We start from the raw sequence: 13,699 nt of genomic DNA, 5'->3' as shown, positions 1-13,699 counted from the left end.
AGGCCGCCTGTGACCTGCTTGACCTTGGCTTGAGGGTAGACAGATAAGGCTGCCTGCAGCGCCGGAAGGAATTTTTTTCTAAAGTCCTTGTCTGCCTCTTTGCCTTGGTACTCCTGGCCAAACTGCGCTCGCAGGTTCACCCAATGCAAAATCAGCGGGCGGCCGTTGATGCGGTGTAGGCGCTCGGCCAACCACACATAAACATCCATCGCCAAGGACGAGCCTTTCAGGGCCATCAGGGCGCGCATATCAATCGGCACGGCATGAGTTACCAGCGTCTGGTAATACTCATCGGAGAAGGCGACGCTAGCAGGCCAAAAGGACCGCTGCTCATCCTCGTTGTGCAGCCACGCATCGAACCGCTTGATAGGCTTTCCATCGTAGGTGTACGCCTTTCCATTGGCATTAAAACCCAACGTCATGCGACAAGCCGAAAGCGCTTGAACTTGCTTGCGTAGCATGGTTAGTGAACCGTTACGGCCGCCAGTGGTTTCCCTCCCGATCATCCGCAAAAAGTCGCTTGCGCTGTCGCCTACGGGTATTTCCTGGGTCTTATGACGAACTGCAAAAGTGTTCATCCAAGCCAACATCAAGCGTGGCGTCGTGCCATACGGAATAGGCTGTTGAACGAACTTTTGGCCGTCCCATAACTTGCCAGCTTCGACTAGCAGCCCCGAGCTGCCGGATTGACGCTCAAAGGTGGTTCCTTTGACAGCTGAACGGGGCAAACCAACCTGACACATGATTGTGTGCATGAACGCCATGTCATCGCCATCGGGGCGGACGCCGGCAATGTCGGCCGACGCCGCCAGTAGCTTAGTTTCGCGCTTCGTAGCTGGTGCGGTGCTGGCCTTGGTCTTGGCCTTGAGAGGAATTACAGCTGCAGTCGGCTTCGCCTCCTTTGGCGGCTTTACCTTAGCCGGCCTGGTGTCCTCCGCTGCCGATCGCGCGCGCCTGGTCGCCGGCGCCGGCTCAATGTCGGCCGATTGCGCAGCTTGTGGCTGTGCCGAGGCAGCGCCGCCGAACAGGTCGGTCTGTTCACCGCGTGCGTCCTGGGCCTCCAGCGCGGCATCCGCGCGGGTTTGGATATTTGCCATTGCGTCGGACTTTTTCATAGTTCACCGTCCCTTGAATCGAGCCATTCATAGGCGGTGCTCTCGGCGTCGGCGTATGCCTCGGCCAGCAGGTAAGCATGGTAAGCGTCGGCCGGTCGAGCCGATGCAGCCATCATTAGCCAGTGAGCGCGCTCCTGTTCGCTGCAGCCGTTCCACCAGTCCATGCCGGCCTGCGGGTCGTTCTCGAGAACTGGAAACACGCCGCCGCCAACTTCCTGGCCGTCCTGCAGCAGGTCCAGTTTCCACCCGCTGCCCAGCTCGGCCGGGCGCGGCTTGATTTCGTAGCTGTAGCTCATCACGCGGCCTTTCGGTTGTTGGCAATGGTCTGGTGCACGATGTCCAGGGCGCGCTGTACGGCTTCCTTCCTACTGTCGATGTCCCAATGCTGCATCAGCTGCGCGAGCTGGTCAGCGTGGGCCGGGGCCAGGTAAAAATCCAACCTGGTCGCGCCTTCGGCCGCCATGTTCTTCCGGCTCTTACGGTTGCGCTCGACGGGCGACAGTTGCGCGCCCGATCCGATTGGCCGGCCCGGCCGACGCTTCGGTTCATCCATGATTTGTCTTTCCGTGGGTACAAACTTCGGTAACTGTACCGGCGTTAGCACCCGGATACAATAATTATTTTCGCATTTGACATAAACCTCGTTCTGCGCCGGCGGTAGGACAAAAATATTTTTCTAACCGGGTTCAAAAATAGCGCCCGAAGTTCTACGTCGTACCTGGTATGACCGCATACGAAGAAGAACAAGCTTTTGCAGCAAAGCTTGGCACGTAACGATATCAACGCGATTGCACAGAGCTTGGGCGTGTCATTGAAAGCAGCGTCGCCCTGAGCGCTGGTCAGGAGCCACACGGGATTGGAAATTGAGCCATGAAGTCTGGCTTAACCCGGAACGAAAAGCGCCAGAGGAATAACGAAAAGCAGCATGACTTGACGCTACATCTTTGTTGACATCTACCGGGTCGTTTGGCGACCAATTTGGACGATCTGCACCGGCTGATGCAGATGCTTACCACGGGCGACTTACAAATCAAATTTGTCAAAGAAGGGGTCGCTTCAGAAAACGGAAAATAAAGCACGTTAAGCCGGTTGCAGATGTCGTAGCGGCCTGAACTTGCCCGCGCCGATCTTGGCGCTGCTGCGCCAGAGGTAATCGCCAGTCAGGTTGATATGCTCCCAGCCCAGCGGCGACAGGTACTGCAACAGCGCCTCATCGACGGCATGACCATTGCCGCGCAGCCCATGCGCCGCACGTTCCAGATAGACCGTGTTCCACAGCACAACGGCCGCCGTCACCAGGTTGAGGCCACTGGCGCGGTAGCGCTGCTGCTCAAAGTTGCGGTCACGGATTTCGCCCAGCCGGTTGAAGAACACCGCCCTGGCCAGCGCGTTGCGGGCTTCGCCCTTGTTCAGCCCAGCGTGAACACGGCGGCGCAGCTCGACGCTTTGCAGCCAGTCCAGGATGAACAACGTACGTTCGATGCGACCCAGCTCGCGCAGGGCCACGGCCAGGCCATTCTGGCGTGGGTAGCTGCCGAGTTTGCGCAGCATCAGCGAGGCCGTCACTGTTCCCTGCTTGATTGAGGTCGCCAGCCGCAGGATTTCGTCCCAATGGGCGCGGACATGCTTGATGTTGAGCGTGCCGCCGACCATCGGTTTCAGCGCGTCATAGGCGGCTTCGCCTTTCGGAATGTAGAGCTTGGTGTCGCCTAAGTCTCGGATGCGCGGCGCGAAACGGAAGCCCAGCAGGTGCATCAACGCAAAGACGTGATCGGTGAAGCCCGCCGTGTCGGTGTAGTGCTCCTCGATGCGCAAGTCGGACTCATGGTATAGCAGGCCATCGAGCACATAGGTCGAGTCGCGCACGCCGACATTGACCACCTTGGTGTGGAACGGCGCGTACTGGTCGGATATGTGGGTGTAGAACGTCCTGCCTGGGCTGCTGCCATATTTCGGATTGATGTGCCCGGTACTCTCGGCCTTGCTGCCGGTGCGGAAGTTCTGGCCGTCCGACGATGACGTGGTGCCGTCGCCCCAATGTCCGGCGAAGGGGTGCCGGAACTGCGCGTTGACCAACTCGGCCAGCGCCGTCGAATAGGTTTCGTCGCGGGTGTGCCAGGCTTGCAGCCAGGCGAGTTTGGCGTAGGTCGTGCCGGGGCATGACTCGGCCATCTTGGTCAGGCCCAGGTTGATCGCATCGGCCAGGATCGTCGTTAGCAACAAGTTTTTGTCTTTGGCCACGTCGCCCGATTTCAGGTGCGTAAAGTGCCGGGTGAAGCCCGTCCACTCATCGACTTCGAGCAGCAGTTCGGTGATCTTGACGTGCGGCAGAATCATGGCCGTCTGATCAATCAACGCCTGCGCGGTGTCGGGCACCGCCGCATCCAGCGGCGTGATCTTCAGGCCCGACTCGGTGATGATGGCGTCCGGCAGGTCGTTGGCCGCCGCCATGCGATTGACCGTGGCAAGTTGCGCCTCCAGCAGTTCCAAGCGCTCGCTCAGGTACTGGTCGCAGTCGGTGGCCACGGCCAGCGGCAATGCGCTGGACTGCTTGAGGTTGGCGAACTTCTCGGGTGGCACCAGGTAGTCCTCGAAGTCCTTGAACTGACGTGAACCCTGTACCCAAATGTCGCCCGAGCGCAGCGCGTTCTTCAACTCCGACAGCGCGCACAGTTCGTAATAGCGCCGGTCGATGCCGGCGTCGGTCATCACCAGTTTTTCCCAGCGCTTCTTGATGAAAGCGGTCGGTGCATCGGCGGGCACCTTGCGGGCGTTGTCGGTGTTCATGCCGCGCAGCACCTCGATGGCATCGAGCACATCCTTGGCGGCGGGCGCTGCCCGCAGCTTGAGCACGTCGAGGAATTCCGGCGCGTAGCGGCGTAAGGTCGCATAGCTCTCGCCGATGCGGTGCAGGAAATCGAAATCATCGGGCTGAGCGAGCTTCTGCGCCTCGGTGACGCTCACCGCGAACGCATCCCAGGGGCTTTGTTGCATAAATAAACGATAAGCCTTTGATTTTTCAGTGAATTATAAATTTAGCAGCGAAATTTTTGTTCAATAAAATCAATGACTTGCGGATTTATGCAACAAAGCCGTTCGTTACCAAAAAAATAACTGGCGGAAAAACTTTTTAGAATATAACATGCGCATGTTTGTTATCTAAAAAAAAAGCTACGCAGTCTTAGCTCATATTACTCCTAACTGCATCGCAACCTGAGCTCGCGCTTCCGTCACCTATGCCTGAATCAAGCGTACAACCTGTCCTTCCCCCACGTACTGGCAAGATTTTGTTGTCGTTAGCCGTTCCCTTCTATAACGAAGAAGAAGTAATTCCCCTATTTTTTAAGGAAGTGATCGGCGCTCTTGAGGTCATTCCGCATTTAGAGTTTGAAATCGTCTGCGTCAATGATGGCAGTCGCGATCAAACACTCGCACACCTAGTTTGGCATGCCAGCCTCGATTCCCGCGTGCGGGTAGTGGATTTAACTCGTAATTTCGGTAAGGAAGCGGCCTTGTCAGCAGCAATTGACGAATCGCGGGGAGATGTAGTAGTACCGTTTGATGCCGATCTACAGGATCCGCCCCAAGTGATCAAGATTTTGGTAGAAAAATGGCGTGAAGGCTATGACGTGGTATTGGCTCGCAGAAACAATCGCGACTCGGACTCAGTGTTGAAGCGCTGGACTGCGCTAGTCTTTTACCGCCTGCATAATAAGCTCTCTGAAGTCAAGATACCAGAAAATGTTGGCGACTTTCGACTTATGTCGCGTCAGGTTGTGAGCTCGTTGAAATGCCTACCCGAGACCCGACGCTTCATGAAGGGTTTATTTGCCTGGGTTGGCTACAAAACGACTGTCGTCGACTACACGCGTGAAGTGCGCGCAGCCGGCACAACCAAATTTTCCGGGTGGAAACTGTGGAACTTTGCGCTGGAAGGCTTTACTAGCTTCAGCACTCTGCCTTTGCGTGTCTGGACCTATGCTGGATCGTTGATAGCAGTTCTGTCCATCTGCCACGCTCTCTGGCTGACGATACGCACACTAATCTTTGGCGTGGACCTTCCGGGCTATGCATCGGTGGCGACAGCGGTCCTATTTTTGGGGGGTATCCAGCTCATTGGAATTGGTGTGCTAGGGGAATACGTGGGCCGTATTTATTTTGAATCCAAAAAGCGACCGGTATACTTGATTAATCGGGGTGAGCAAAACCCATGAATAAACGCCTAACTTGGGCATACGTTGGCTTGGCCTGCCTCCTGTTGGCACCCAATCTAGTACATGGCGTGCGTGAGTCGCACGACATCAAATTCCATCTGATGCTGTTCTTGTCCTGGCGCGATGCAGTGGAACTAGGCACGCTGTATCCACGCTGGTTGCCTGATCAATTGCATGGCCTGGGCAGCCCGGCCTTGCTGATTTATCCACCAATGGCATCTGCGTTTTTCGTGCTGATCGACTTTCTAACTTTGCATGCACTGGCGCCGGGACGGGTGCTGGGACTAGGCGCTCTGCTGCTGTCAATCGCCTCGGCCGTTACGTTTTATCCTTGGGCTCGTCAGCACATCAGCCCTCGGTTGGCATTGATCGTCGCGCTGTTTTACGCCACTGCTCCTTACCATTTGAATCTTGACCTGTACGAGCGCGGCGCCATGGCTGAGTACACAGCTTTCGTTTGGATACCGCTCATCTTCCTTGGCATCCGAACCACCCTGCAGAAGGGGGGCGTGCGAGGGGCGGCGCTGCTGGCAATCGGTATCAGTGCTTTGTTTCTCTCTCACCTTTTGACGGCGATGCTGATCGCGCCACTGGCGTTCGCTTACGCATTAATCTGCCTGTGCAAAGAGTTGCCTGCTAACCTGCGAATTCAACGTTTTGTACTGGTAACAGTCACGACTATCTTAAGTGTGGGCCTGACGGCATTTTATCTTCTGCCCGCAATGTTATTGCTCCCGGAAGCAAATTCTGGCGGCCTCGCTCGCGATGTCGCTACCACCAATATATGGCTCGTACTCCAGACATTGTCCGATCGATTCTGGATAAAGCTGCTATTGCTCGCCTGCGCTTATCTAGTTTTTTTCCTGTACCTGTCAGCACAAACGTGGCGCAATTGGCGCCAGCAGCGGGTGCTCGGTGCAGCAACTACGCTGGCGCTGATGTGGATCGTTTCTGGTATATTATGCTTCGCCTTAATGAGTGGGTTTTTCCCTTTCATTTTCCATCGCCCTTCACCTTTTGCACAGATTCAATTTGTATTTCGCTTGCTGACGGTGATGGAGTTTTCACTCATCTCGCTCTTTGTTTGCTGTGTCGCTGGCGCGCAGCAAGAAGACAGTCGCGCCTGCCTCTTAAAAATGGGGGCGATTGTGCTTCTGCTGATGAGCGCAGCACAATGGGTGGATATCGCGGGACGCTTCCACAACATGCCCATTGTCGCCCCACCGTTCCAGAACAACGAGCAAGTCAAATGGCGTTTGTCACCGATTGAGTATTTCCCTGCTGGAACGAAATTGGGAAAAAGTGTTCAAGAAACATTCAAGCCATTTGAACAATACGCCATCGCCAACCAGCCAGCCTTTATCGTTAGTGACAAAGGCAAGCTTGTCGAAGCTTCCCGCAAGGGTGCGCGGTTTATGGTGCATTCCATTACTACCGAACCGACCTTAGTCATGATCCAGCAGTTCTACTTTCCAGGCTGGAAAGCCGTTGATGAACACGGTAGAGAAATCACCGTGTTTCGGGACGTCACAAGCCGCTTGACAAGCTATGTGGCCCCCGCCGGAGAGCAAACGATCGTGATAGAACGCGTACCGACCAAGCAGGAACATTGGGGAAATATTATCAGCTTGGTGGCGCTGGCCCTGCTGATAATACAGTTCAGTTTCCTGATCCGTCGCCGGGCAGTACGCTATCCAACTTAGTAGTTGATCGATGCGCTGGAGCGTCAATCGGAAGGATTCGCAGCGTGACGAAACGTCCAACGCGAATTCACACCATAGGTTATTCCTAGCACTATTCCAGTCGCTAGCACCTGTGCGAACAGGTAATGCAACCCTAGGGTATGGATCAGGATTTTCATGATTACGCCATTCATCAGCGCGCCTACAATAGCGGTGATTGCAAACTTAGGCAATGCCTGCGCATGTCCCGTATTATGAAAAGTATATTTGGCGTTTAGAATGTAATTCACAAGGGCGCCCACGACTGCGCCAGCCATTGAAGCCACTACAGGTGTGGCGATATGCGCCGCCACTGCACCGACGAGAATGACATATTGTGCTAGCGTACCGACCGCGCCCACCAAACCATACCGGATAAACCGGAATAACTTTACAGTATTGATCATTGCTCTGCTTTTAAAATGTAGGCCTTAGTTTACAGGGAAGACGCCCAGTTAGCTCTAACCTCGTGGCTTTCGCCTGCGATGATCATAACCCAACGAAGATGGCTACTGGTTTTTACTATTGATAAAATAGGTTATCAAGAGTAGAGTGGGCTATTAACGCTCTCGACCAGGTAAGCCATGCCCGACGATCCCGAACACACTTTGATGCCAGTCGCCACGCCGTCGCGTGGGTTATCCGTGCATGACTTCCACCAGTTGGCCGAGGTGCCGCCGGCGCTGACCTGGTTCGCCAACATCGACAACCCGCAAACCCGCCGCGCCTACCAAAATGACGTGCAGGAGTTCATGGCCTTTACAGGGCTGGAGAATCCGGCGCATTTCCGTGACGTGTCACGTGCTCACGTGCTGGCCTGGCGTCGCGACCTGGAGCGACGTGCGCTGAGTGGCGCGTCGATCCGCCGAAAGCTCGCCGCGTTGTCGTCCCTGTTCGAGGCCCTTTGCGAGGCCAATGCAGTCCAGGGCAATCCGGTCGATGGCGTCAAACGGCCGAAAATCGCCAGCAGCGAAGGAAAGACGCCAGCGATCGGAGACCACCAGGCACGTGCCCTACTTGAAGTCGCGGACGCATCCACTTTACGTGGATTACGCGATCGCGCGATCTTGGCCACCCTGCTCTATCACGGTCTTCGGCGCGCCGAGCTTTGTTCTCTCCGCGTGGCCGATGTGCACGAACGCCGCGGTGTCAGGCACCTGCAGGTACACGGCAAGGGCAGCAAGATCCGCTACGTGTCACTACACCCCGGCGCGGCAGATGCGATTGCCGCCTACCTCGCTCTGGCCGGCCACGGTGAGGACAAAGCAAGTGCTTTATTCCGTCCAGTCAGCAATAACACCCAGAGTGGAACGGCATCGATCACGCCAGACGGCGTCTACAAGCTGCTGGCCCGCTACGCCATTGCCCTAAAGATCGACGTTGCCGGCTTCGGACCCCATGCGCTGCGTGCTACCGCCGCTACCAACGCGCTCGATCACGGCGCCGATATCGCAAAGGTACAGGAGTGGTTGGGTCACGCAAATATCGCAACCACCCGCGTTTATGACCGTCGGCAGAGCCGGCCTGAGGATAGCCCGACCTTCAAGGTCGTCTATCGATAAATTTTGAGAAGAATCCTTCTATCGTTCACGTTTCATTTGTTTACGTTTGTAGACAACCTAAGTCATTGATTTTATTATATTTATAGATTTTTAAGATTTTTTCACATGTCTGCGATGAGCAAATTGTAGACAGCATATTTCCTTTTAAAATCATACGCTTACGTTACAAAAATCGCTATTTTGTTTAGTGCGTAATGTGTGTAAAGAATTAGGGGTGCGGGGAACCCGCGAATTCGCATGAACTCCTTAGTGCAGTGGTTTAGGATAGACCTGCAAGATAAACTTACAACGAAAGGAAGTCGCCATGGTAACTGACACCAAAACCGTTCAAATGACCCTCAGCATGTCGCCTGCGCTAGAAGCCAAACTGGCACGGCTTGCTGTCGCCAGCAACTCCACCGAAGCCGATGTTTTGCTTAAAGCGATCGCGCTGTACGAAGTCGCCCTGCTAGCGAAGCTGCAGGGTCGGGACGTGGCAGTTCTGGACGAGGAAAAATGCGTCGTGAGCGAGATCGATGGAATTTAGGCGCTACTTTGCAAGTCCTAAACAGTCAGATATTGTTTAAGGTAGCAGGCGGCCGAGGGCTGATCCAGCGTTTAAGCGCCCACATAGGTCAACATGACATCAGCCAATTATGACCTCTATAGAGGTCATCCATGACCCTCCTAGGATCATCGCCCGACCGTCGGTCGGACCTTCTAGATGGCAAATCAGGTAGCTACCAAGGGTTCCAAAGGGTACCCCTTTGACACGGATATGAATAGAAAACTCCCGAGTTTTGTATTCATATCTATCGTGCCTATATGAGCAGCTAAAATGACTAAGGCCGGGTGCATATGAGGTGCACAAAGGTGCACAAGGGTGTATATGATGTGCACAAGGGGGCATTTGGGTTGCATCGGGTTGCATTCGGTTGCACCAGGTTGCATCTAAGTCACAGGCCGCTCGCATCGAGGCTGGCCGGAGTTGACCCGGCCAAACCCGCCTCTACATGCTCCCGCGATACAGAGGGTGCCGTCCTGCGGCGGCATCCTGACATTCGTCAGGACTTGAGCCGCCCTCATCTGCTCTGTTCGCCCTCCGAGAAGGCGCGCACAGAATTTGGAAAAAATCGTCCGCTACGCCCGCCTGGTCAGCTGGTCCAACGGCTGGTTTCGACCCTAAGCGGAAGTTCGTTGATCCAGCACTCCCGGTTGCTCAACATGGTCATTCTCTGTCCATAACATTGTTTGGACCATGATTTGCGGGTTGCTTGCCAAGGACTCATACTCGTCGATGAAAACGAAGCCATGCTTGAGATAGAAGTTGGCGGCCCTTTCGTTGACTGGAGCGACATCCAAAAAGACGCGCTCGTACCCTTTCTGCAGAGCTCGATACTTAACTGTCGCAACCAACCGCGCGGCGATGTCTGAGCCCCGTACACGCGGCTCGACCCACATGCCGATCAAGTTGTAGCGATGCGTTTGACTGACGACGCCACCTACCATTCCAACCGGTTCGCCATCAATGAACGCCAACCAGAACTCTGGTCCAGCGGTGGCCGAGGCTCGCTCCTGCCATTGTTCGTCAGTGTACTTAGCTGCCATTTCATAACTAACGCCAAATGCTGTCGGTGTATCGGATAGCGCCGCCAGACGGACTTGCTTCAACAGTATCCAGTCTGCCGCATTGGTCATTCGAACTTCCATGGCATCCTTGCAAATTGAAGAGACTAACTAGTCTTATGGGAGTATAGCGACGACGGCATTCACACACGCTGATTACGACCACTATTGGCCGATTGCAGCCGATGGGGGCAGCATAGCACGTTGCCAAGTCGAAAAATCTCGTGAAGTGTTACGAGCGCCTGCAATCGACCCAAAGCGGTCTCTCACTTTTCAGTGGTCGTAAGACCACTTACATGGTTAGATATGCGCCCTAGCATTGCGATTACGTCGCGCAATTCAGCAAACAAGACTAAATGTTCCCGGGTGTGGATCGCGTCATCGCTCAACCACGTTCGATGTAAGTCCCCTTGAGGAAGTGCCTGTGGGTCAAAATGACGCGACACGTTATAAACCCAGTTCAATCGCTTATATACGTTGTGTTCACCCTCTTTAGTGAACAGTACTTCTCCCATGGGCTTGCGCCCAAATTCCAATGCCTGCCAAGTCGAGCTAATACAGCTTTCAACGTGCCGCAGTATGCTGAAGTAATTCCCTACGCTTCGTAAATTTCCCTTTGCCGCGGCGCTTGCGAGTTCCCATTCCTGCAGTGCAGCGTGTGTTCGTCGCACAATCGCGAATGCCAACGCAGCTTTCTCATCTGGCACGTGTCCGTGAAAAATACGGCTGAGCACAAGCTGTGCGAGCCAAGCGTGTGCGCTAGGAAAATCGTCAGCCAAAGAGATGATAGAAAGGTGCTTGAGCTTCGACATTTCTTGGGCGGCAAATGTATCCAATGCGTAGTTGGTAATACCCATCATTTCCCTTTCAGATTTCTGACAAAACTGGCACGAATATACTTTCAGCTTAACCCGTGTGACCGCTTGTGGCCGATAGCGGCCGATAGCGGCCCTTCGCTCAGGCACTAGTGTACGACGCATGTTGTTGCCAAAGAAAGGAATTGGGCAGCCGCTGCTATGTCAGGTTGAAATAGACCTCAACTGCAAAAACGAATTCATTATGGAATTCCTTTAAGAATTCTTTAAGGAATTCCTTATGACTATCCTTGCTTTCGCCTATTGGGAAATTCCCGGTCTAGACGCTCGGTAAGCTCGGCGGTAAATTTGATGGATTCTAGCGCCTTCAACGCTTCTTCGAGGATCACGCCTTTCGGAACGTTGAGTTCGCCGACCAGACGCTGCAAGTGCTCATCGCATTCCGGAGAACCTTTGATATTGATCTGCTTGTTTCGACCAGTGCGAAAATAATGCTGGCGAGGCCGCTCCTCGGCCGGCTTCTCAATCGGCGCCTGGCGGCTCGGAAAGCCGTTTTCCTTAGCGATCCTGCCAATCTCATCGCGGTCGGCTTTCGGCTTGGCTTCCGGGGCTTTGGGTTGAAACTCTTCCAGATTCAGTCCGTCCAAGGGATTAGCACGGCTCATTATGCGGCCTTTTCATTGTTGAATGGCTTGGTGCAGCGAATGCGCTCGATCACTTCGGCCAGGAATTCCTTGGCATTCTCTATCGCCTTGGGGATGTTCGATACTTCTGAGGCCGGCAGGCTTTCCAGCGGCTGGCGGAACGAGAACATGGCTTTATAGGCCGCGCGCTCGTGCAGCTCAGTTTTCAGATAAGGGATTCCGGCACTATCGAAGCTTGCCCGGATATGTTTGGTATCGCGGCTGCTGATGGCCACCGAAGTCCGGGTAAATAGCACCGCGTAGGGCAACCTGTAGTCCGGCTTGTGTTTCTGGATCCCGCGCTCGTGCGCGCGGATCAGCCGGAAGGCGTTGCTAGCCTGCTCGGCGTCAAGCTGGGAACCCTGCGTCGGCACGATGACAAAGTCAGCCTCGGCTATGGCGTAGGCGACGATGGCTGCCGCTGTGCCTTCCAGGTCGACCACGACGAACGGAGTGCGTGCCGCCGCTTCCACGATCCGGTCCGCGATCGTTTCCTCGGTCACATCCGATACCACCGTCATGCGCGACGGCGCGTTGCCGGCCGCTGCCCAAGTCTTAATCGGATGATTCGGATCGGCGTCGATGACAGTCACATCGGCCCCTTGTGCAATCTGGGTGGCCAGGACGAGCGCAGAAGTGGTCTTGCCCGCCCCGCCCTTCGGCGAGACAAAAACGATTGATGGCATGGCAACCTTGAACGGGTAGGTTGAGGAATGGTTATCCAACTGGAAAGCCCCAAGGAATTCCAACTGGTATTCTTTAAAGAATACCTTATAGAATTCAACATGGCAATCCTTAAGCTATCTTTAAAGCTAACCACTTGGAATTCCAAAAGGAATTCCACGATTTATTTATATAGCCTAGGCGCAAGTGGCGGAACGGCTGATGGTAACCCGGGAAGCCTGCAACTGGTCCGCTTGGAAGACGATGGACCTAAACCAGGCAACTTCCTACAGCAAGGGCTTAACGTCGGGTGAGCTGTTCTATTCTTTGATCGCTTGCAGGTCAGCGCGGGTAAGTGGTCGTTTAAAAGGCCTGGCAGAAGGGCAGGAAAGGGCGCAGAAGCGTTTTTTGGTGTTAGACAGGTCCGATTATCGTGCAGACCCAAGAAAACGGCTCTGAGAGGCTGTTATCGTGTCCTAGGCCTATTCCCTTTCTGTCGTTATCCCTTGCCAGCTGCCGGCCACTTGCTTTCGTTGTGGCCCGAGGCCAGGGCATACCTTTTTGATAGACTATTCCGGCCGTAGCGTGCTCGATGCGTTTCATCACGCCATGTAGCGGGTGCCGGCTTGCCGGCATGAGGCGGTAGGAGCCGGCCCGGTAGGGCTTGGCCGCTTGCGGCCAACTCCGTAGCCCGCCGAAAGCATGGTGTGATTTGTTGGCTTATGCGTGTTGTTGTGTTTCGTTTATGAGCCGCTAGGCGCATCCTAGCCCGCTGGCGGGCTGTCGATTTTCAGGAGGGTAGCCGGCTTGTCCGGGGAACCTCGCGTAGCGGGGTGCCCGGCCGTAGGCCGCTGCGTGAACTTGCCCTACTTTTCAATGGCCTGCGGCCCTCATGCTATAGGGAAATATAAAGGAAAAACTTAAAGGCAATACCTTACAGGTTTAGGGGGGGTCCGATTATGCGTAATGAGGGGGTCCGATTATGCGTGGAAAATGGGGGGTAGGGGGGTCCGATTATGCGTAATGGGGGGGTCCGATTATGCGTGGATAAGTTCTTGAATCCACAGGCTTATAAACAGAAACGCGCCTCGATGGGCGCGGTTCATAGGTTGCGGGGGGTCCGATTATGCGTAATTATGTTGATACAGTCATCATAAACTGTAGGGGATGGGTGGCGGTGAGGCCATGAGCATAAGGCCGCCTGTGACCTGCTTGACCTTGGCTTGAGGGTAGACAGATAAGGCTGCCTGCAGCGCCGGAAGGAATTTTTTTCTAAAGTCCTTGTCTGCCTCTTTGCCTTGGTACTCCTGGCCAAACTGCG

The 13,699-nt window shown here is 54.8% G+C and carries 13 protein-coding genes; 4 read left to right on the top strand and 9 right to left on the bottom strand.

Translation table 11 applies throughout. The features are described 5' to 3' along the window. The 4 genes from ACI1V7_RS27890 to ACI1V7_RS27875 form a co-directional block, all read right to left on the bottom strand. On the bottom strand, window positions 1-1,115 hold a 1,115-nt coding region (locus tag ACI1V7_RS27890), incomplete at its 3' end, for a replication protein RepA (protein WP_404535886.1). After that, window positions 1,112-1,411, bottom strand: coding sequence for a hypothetical protein (locus ACI1V7_RS27885; RefSeq protein WP_404535883.1), 300 nt, complete (start codon window positions 1,409-1,411; stop codon window positions 1,112-1,114). The genes ACI1V7_RS27890 and ACI1V7_RS27885, both read right to left, overlap by 4 nt. After that, window positions 1,411-1,668 (bottom strand): hypothetical protein, encoded by a 258-nt coding sequence (locus ACI1V7_RS27880; protein ID WP_404535881.1) that lies wholly within the window; start codon window positions 1,666-1,668, stop codon window positions 1,411-1,413. The genes ACI1V7_RS27885 and ACI1V7_RS27880 overlap by 1 nt, the downstream gene beginning before the upstream one ends. 527 nt (window positions 1,669-2,195) lie before the next feature. After that, a complete protein-coding gene (locus ACI1V7_RS27875) occupies window positions 2,196-4,109 on the bottom strand; it encodes a Tn3 family transposase (RefSeq protein WP_404535879.1) in 1,914 nt (637 codons plus the stop codon). A 242-nt stretch (window positions 4,110-4,351) separates the two neighbouring features. On the opposite strand from ACI1V7_RS27875, the gene ACI1V7_RS27870 reads away from it, so the two are divergent. After that, entirely contained in the window at window positions 4,352-5,329 is a 978-nt protein-coding gene (locus ACI1V7_RS27870; protein WP_404535877.1) for a glycosyltransferase family 2 protein, read from the top strand. Next, a complete protein-coding gene (locus ACI1V7_RS27865) occupies window positions 5,326-7,032 on the top strand; it encodes a hypothetical protein (protein ID WP_404535876.1) in 1,707 nt (568 codons plus the stop codon). Before ACI1V7_RS27870 ends, ACI1V7_RS27865 begins: the two co-directional genes overlap by 4 nt. Before the next feature lie 23 nt (window positions 7,033-7,055). Here the strand turns inward: ACI1V7_RS27865 and ACI1V7_RS27860 are convergent, their stop codons facing one another. Further along, window positions 7,056-7,457 carry a GtrA family protein gene (locus ACI1V7_RS27860; protein ID WP_404535874.1) on the bottom strand — a complete coding sequence of 134 codons (402 nt, stop codon included), beginning with the start codon at window positions 7,455-7,457 and terminating at the stop codon, window positions 7,056-7,058. 177 nt (window positions 7,458-7,634) lie between these two features. Here ACI1V7_RS27860 and ACI1V7_RS27855 point away from each other — a divergent pair, with 177 nt between their 5' ends. Both ACI1V7_RS27855 and ACI1V7_RS27850 read left to right on the top strand, forming a co-directional pair. Next, window positions 7,635-8,612 carry a tyrosine-type recombinase/integrase gene (locus ACI1V7_RS27855; protein ID WP_404535873.1) on the top strand — a complete coding sequence of 326 codons (978 nt, stop codon included), beginning with the start codon at window positions 7,635-7,637 and terminating at the stop codon, window positions 8,610-8,612. 304 nt (window positions 8,613-8,916) lie between these two features. Further along, on the top strand, window positions 8,917-9,138 hold the full coding sequence (locus ACI1V7_RS27850; protein WP_404535871.1) for a hypothetical protein: 222 nt from the start codon (window positions 8,917-8,919) through the stop codon (window positions 9,136-9,138). Between the two features lie 635 nt (window positions 9,139-9,773). Here the strand turns inward: ACI1V7_RS27850 and ACI1V7_RS27845 are convergent. The 4 genes from ACI1V7_RS27845 to ACI1V7_RS27830 form a co-directional block, all read right to left on the bottom strand. Continuing rightward, on the bottom strand, window positions 9,774-10,289 hold the full coding sequence (locus ACI1V7_RS27845) for a GNAT family N-acetyltransferase (RefSeq protein WP_404535868.1): 516 nt from the start codon (window positions 10,287-10,289) through the stop codon (window positions 9,774-9,776). Between the two features lie 194 nt (window positions 10,290-10,483). Continuing rightward, entirely contained in the window at window positions 10,484-11,077 is a 594-nt protein-coding gene (locus ACI1V7_RS27840; protein ID WP_404535865.1) for a hypothetical protein, read from the bottom strand. 239 nt (window positions 11,078-11,316) lie between these two features. Next, window positions 11,317-11,697 carry a hypothetical protein gene (locus tag ACI1V7_RS27835; protein WP_404535863.1) on the bottom strand — a complete coding sequence of 127 codons (381 nt, stop codon included), beginning with the start codon at window positions 11,695-11,697 and terminating at the stop codon, window positions 11,317-11,319. Next, window positions 11,697-12,464 carry a nucleotide-binding protein gene (locus ACI1V7_RS27830; protein WP_404535861.1) on the bottom strand — a complete coding sequence of 256 codons (768 nt, stop codon included), beginning with the start codon at window positions 12,462-12,464 and terminating at the stop codon, window positions 11,697-11,699. Before ACI1V7_RS27830 ends, ACI1V7_RS27835 begins: the two co-directional genes overlap by 1 nt. Between the last annotated feature and the right edge of the window lie 1,235 nt (window positions 12,465-13,699).

Origin of the sequence: Massilia paldalensis, from assembly GCF_044901715.1 — a bacterium.
Lineage (GTDB): Bacteria > Pseudomonadota > Gammaproteobacteria > Burkholderiales > Burkholderiaceae_D > Telluria > Telluria paldalensis.
The sequence above is the reverse complement of the archived record's forward strand: the minus strand, read 5'-3'. Positions and strand labels throughout refer to the sequence as shown.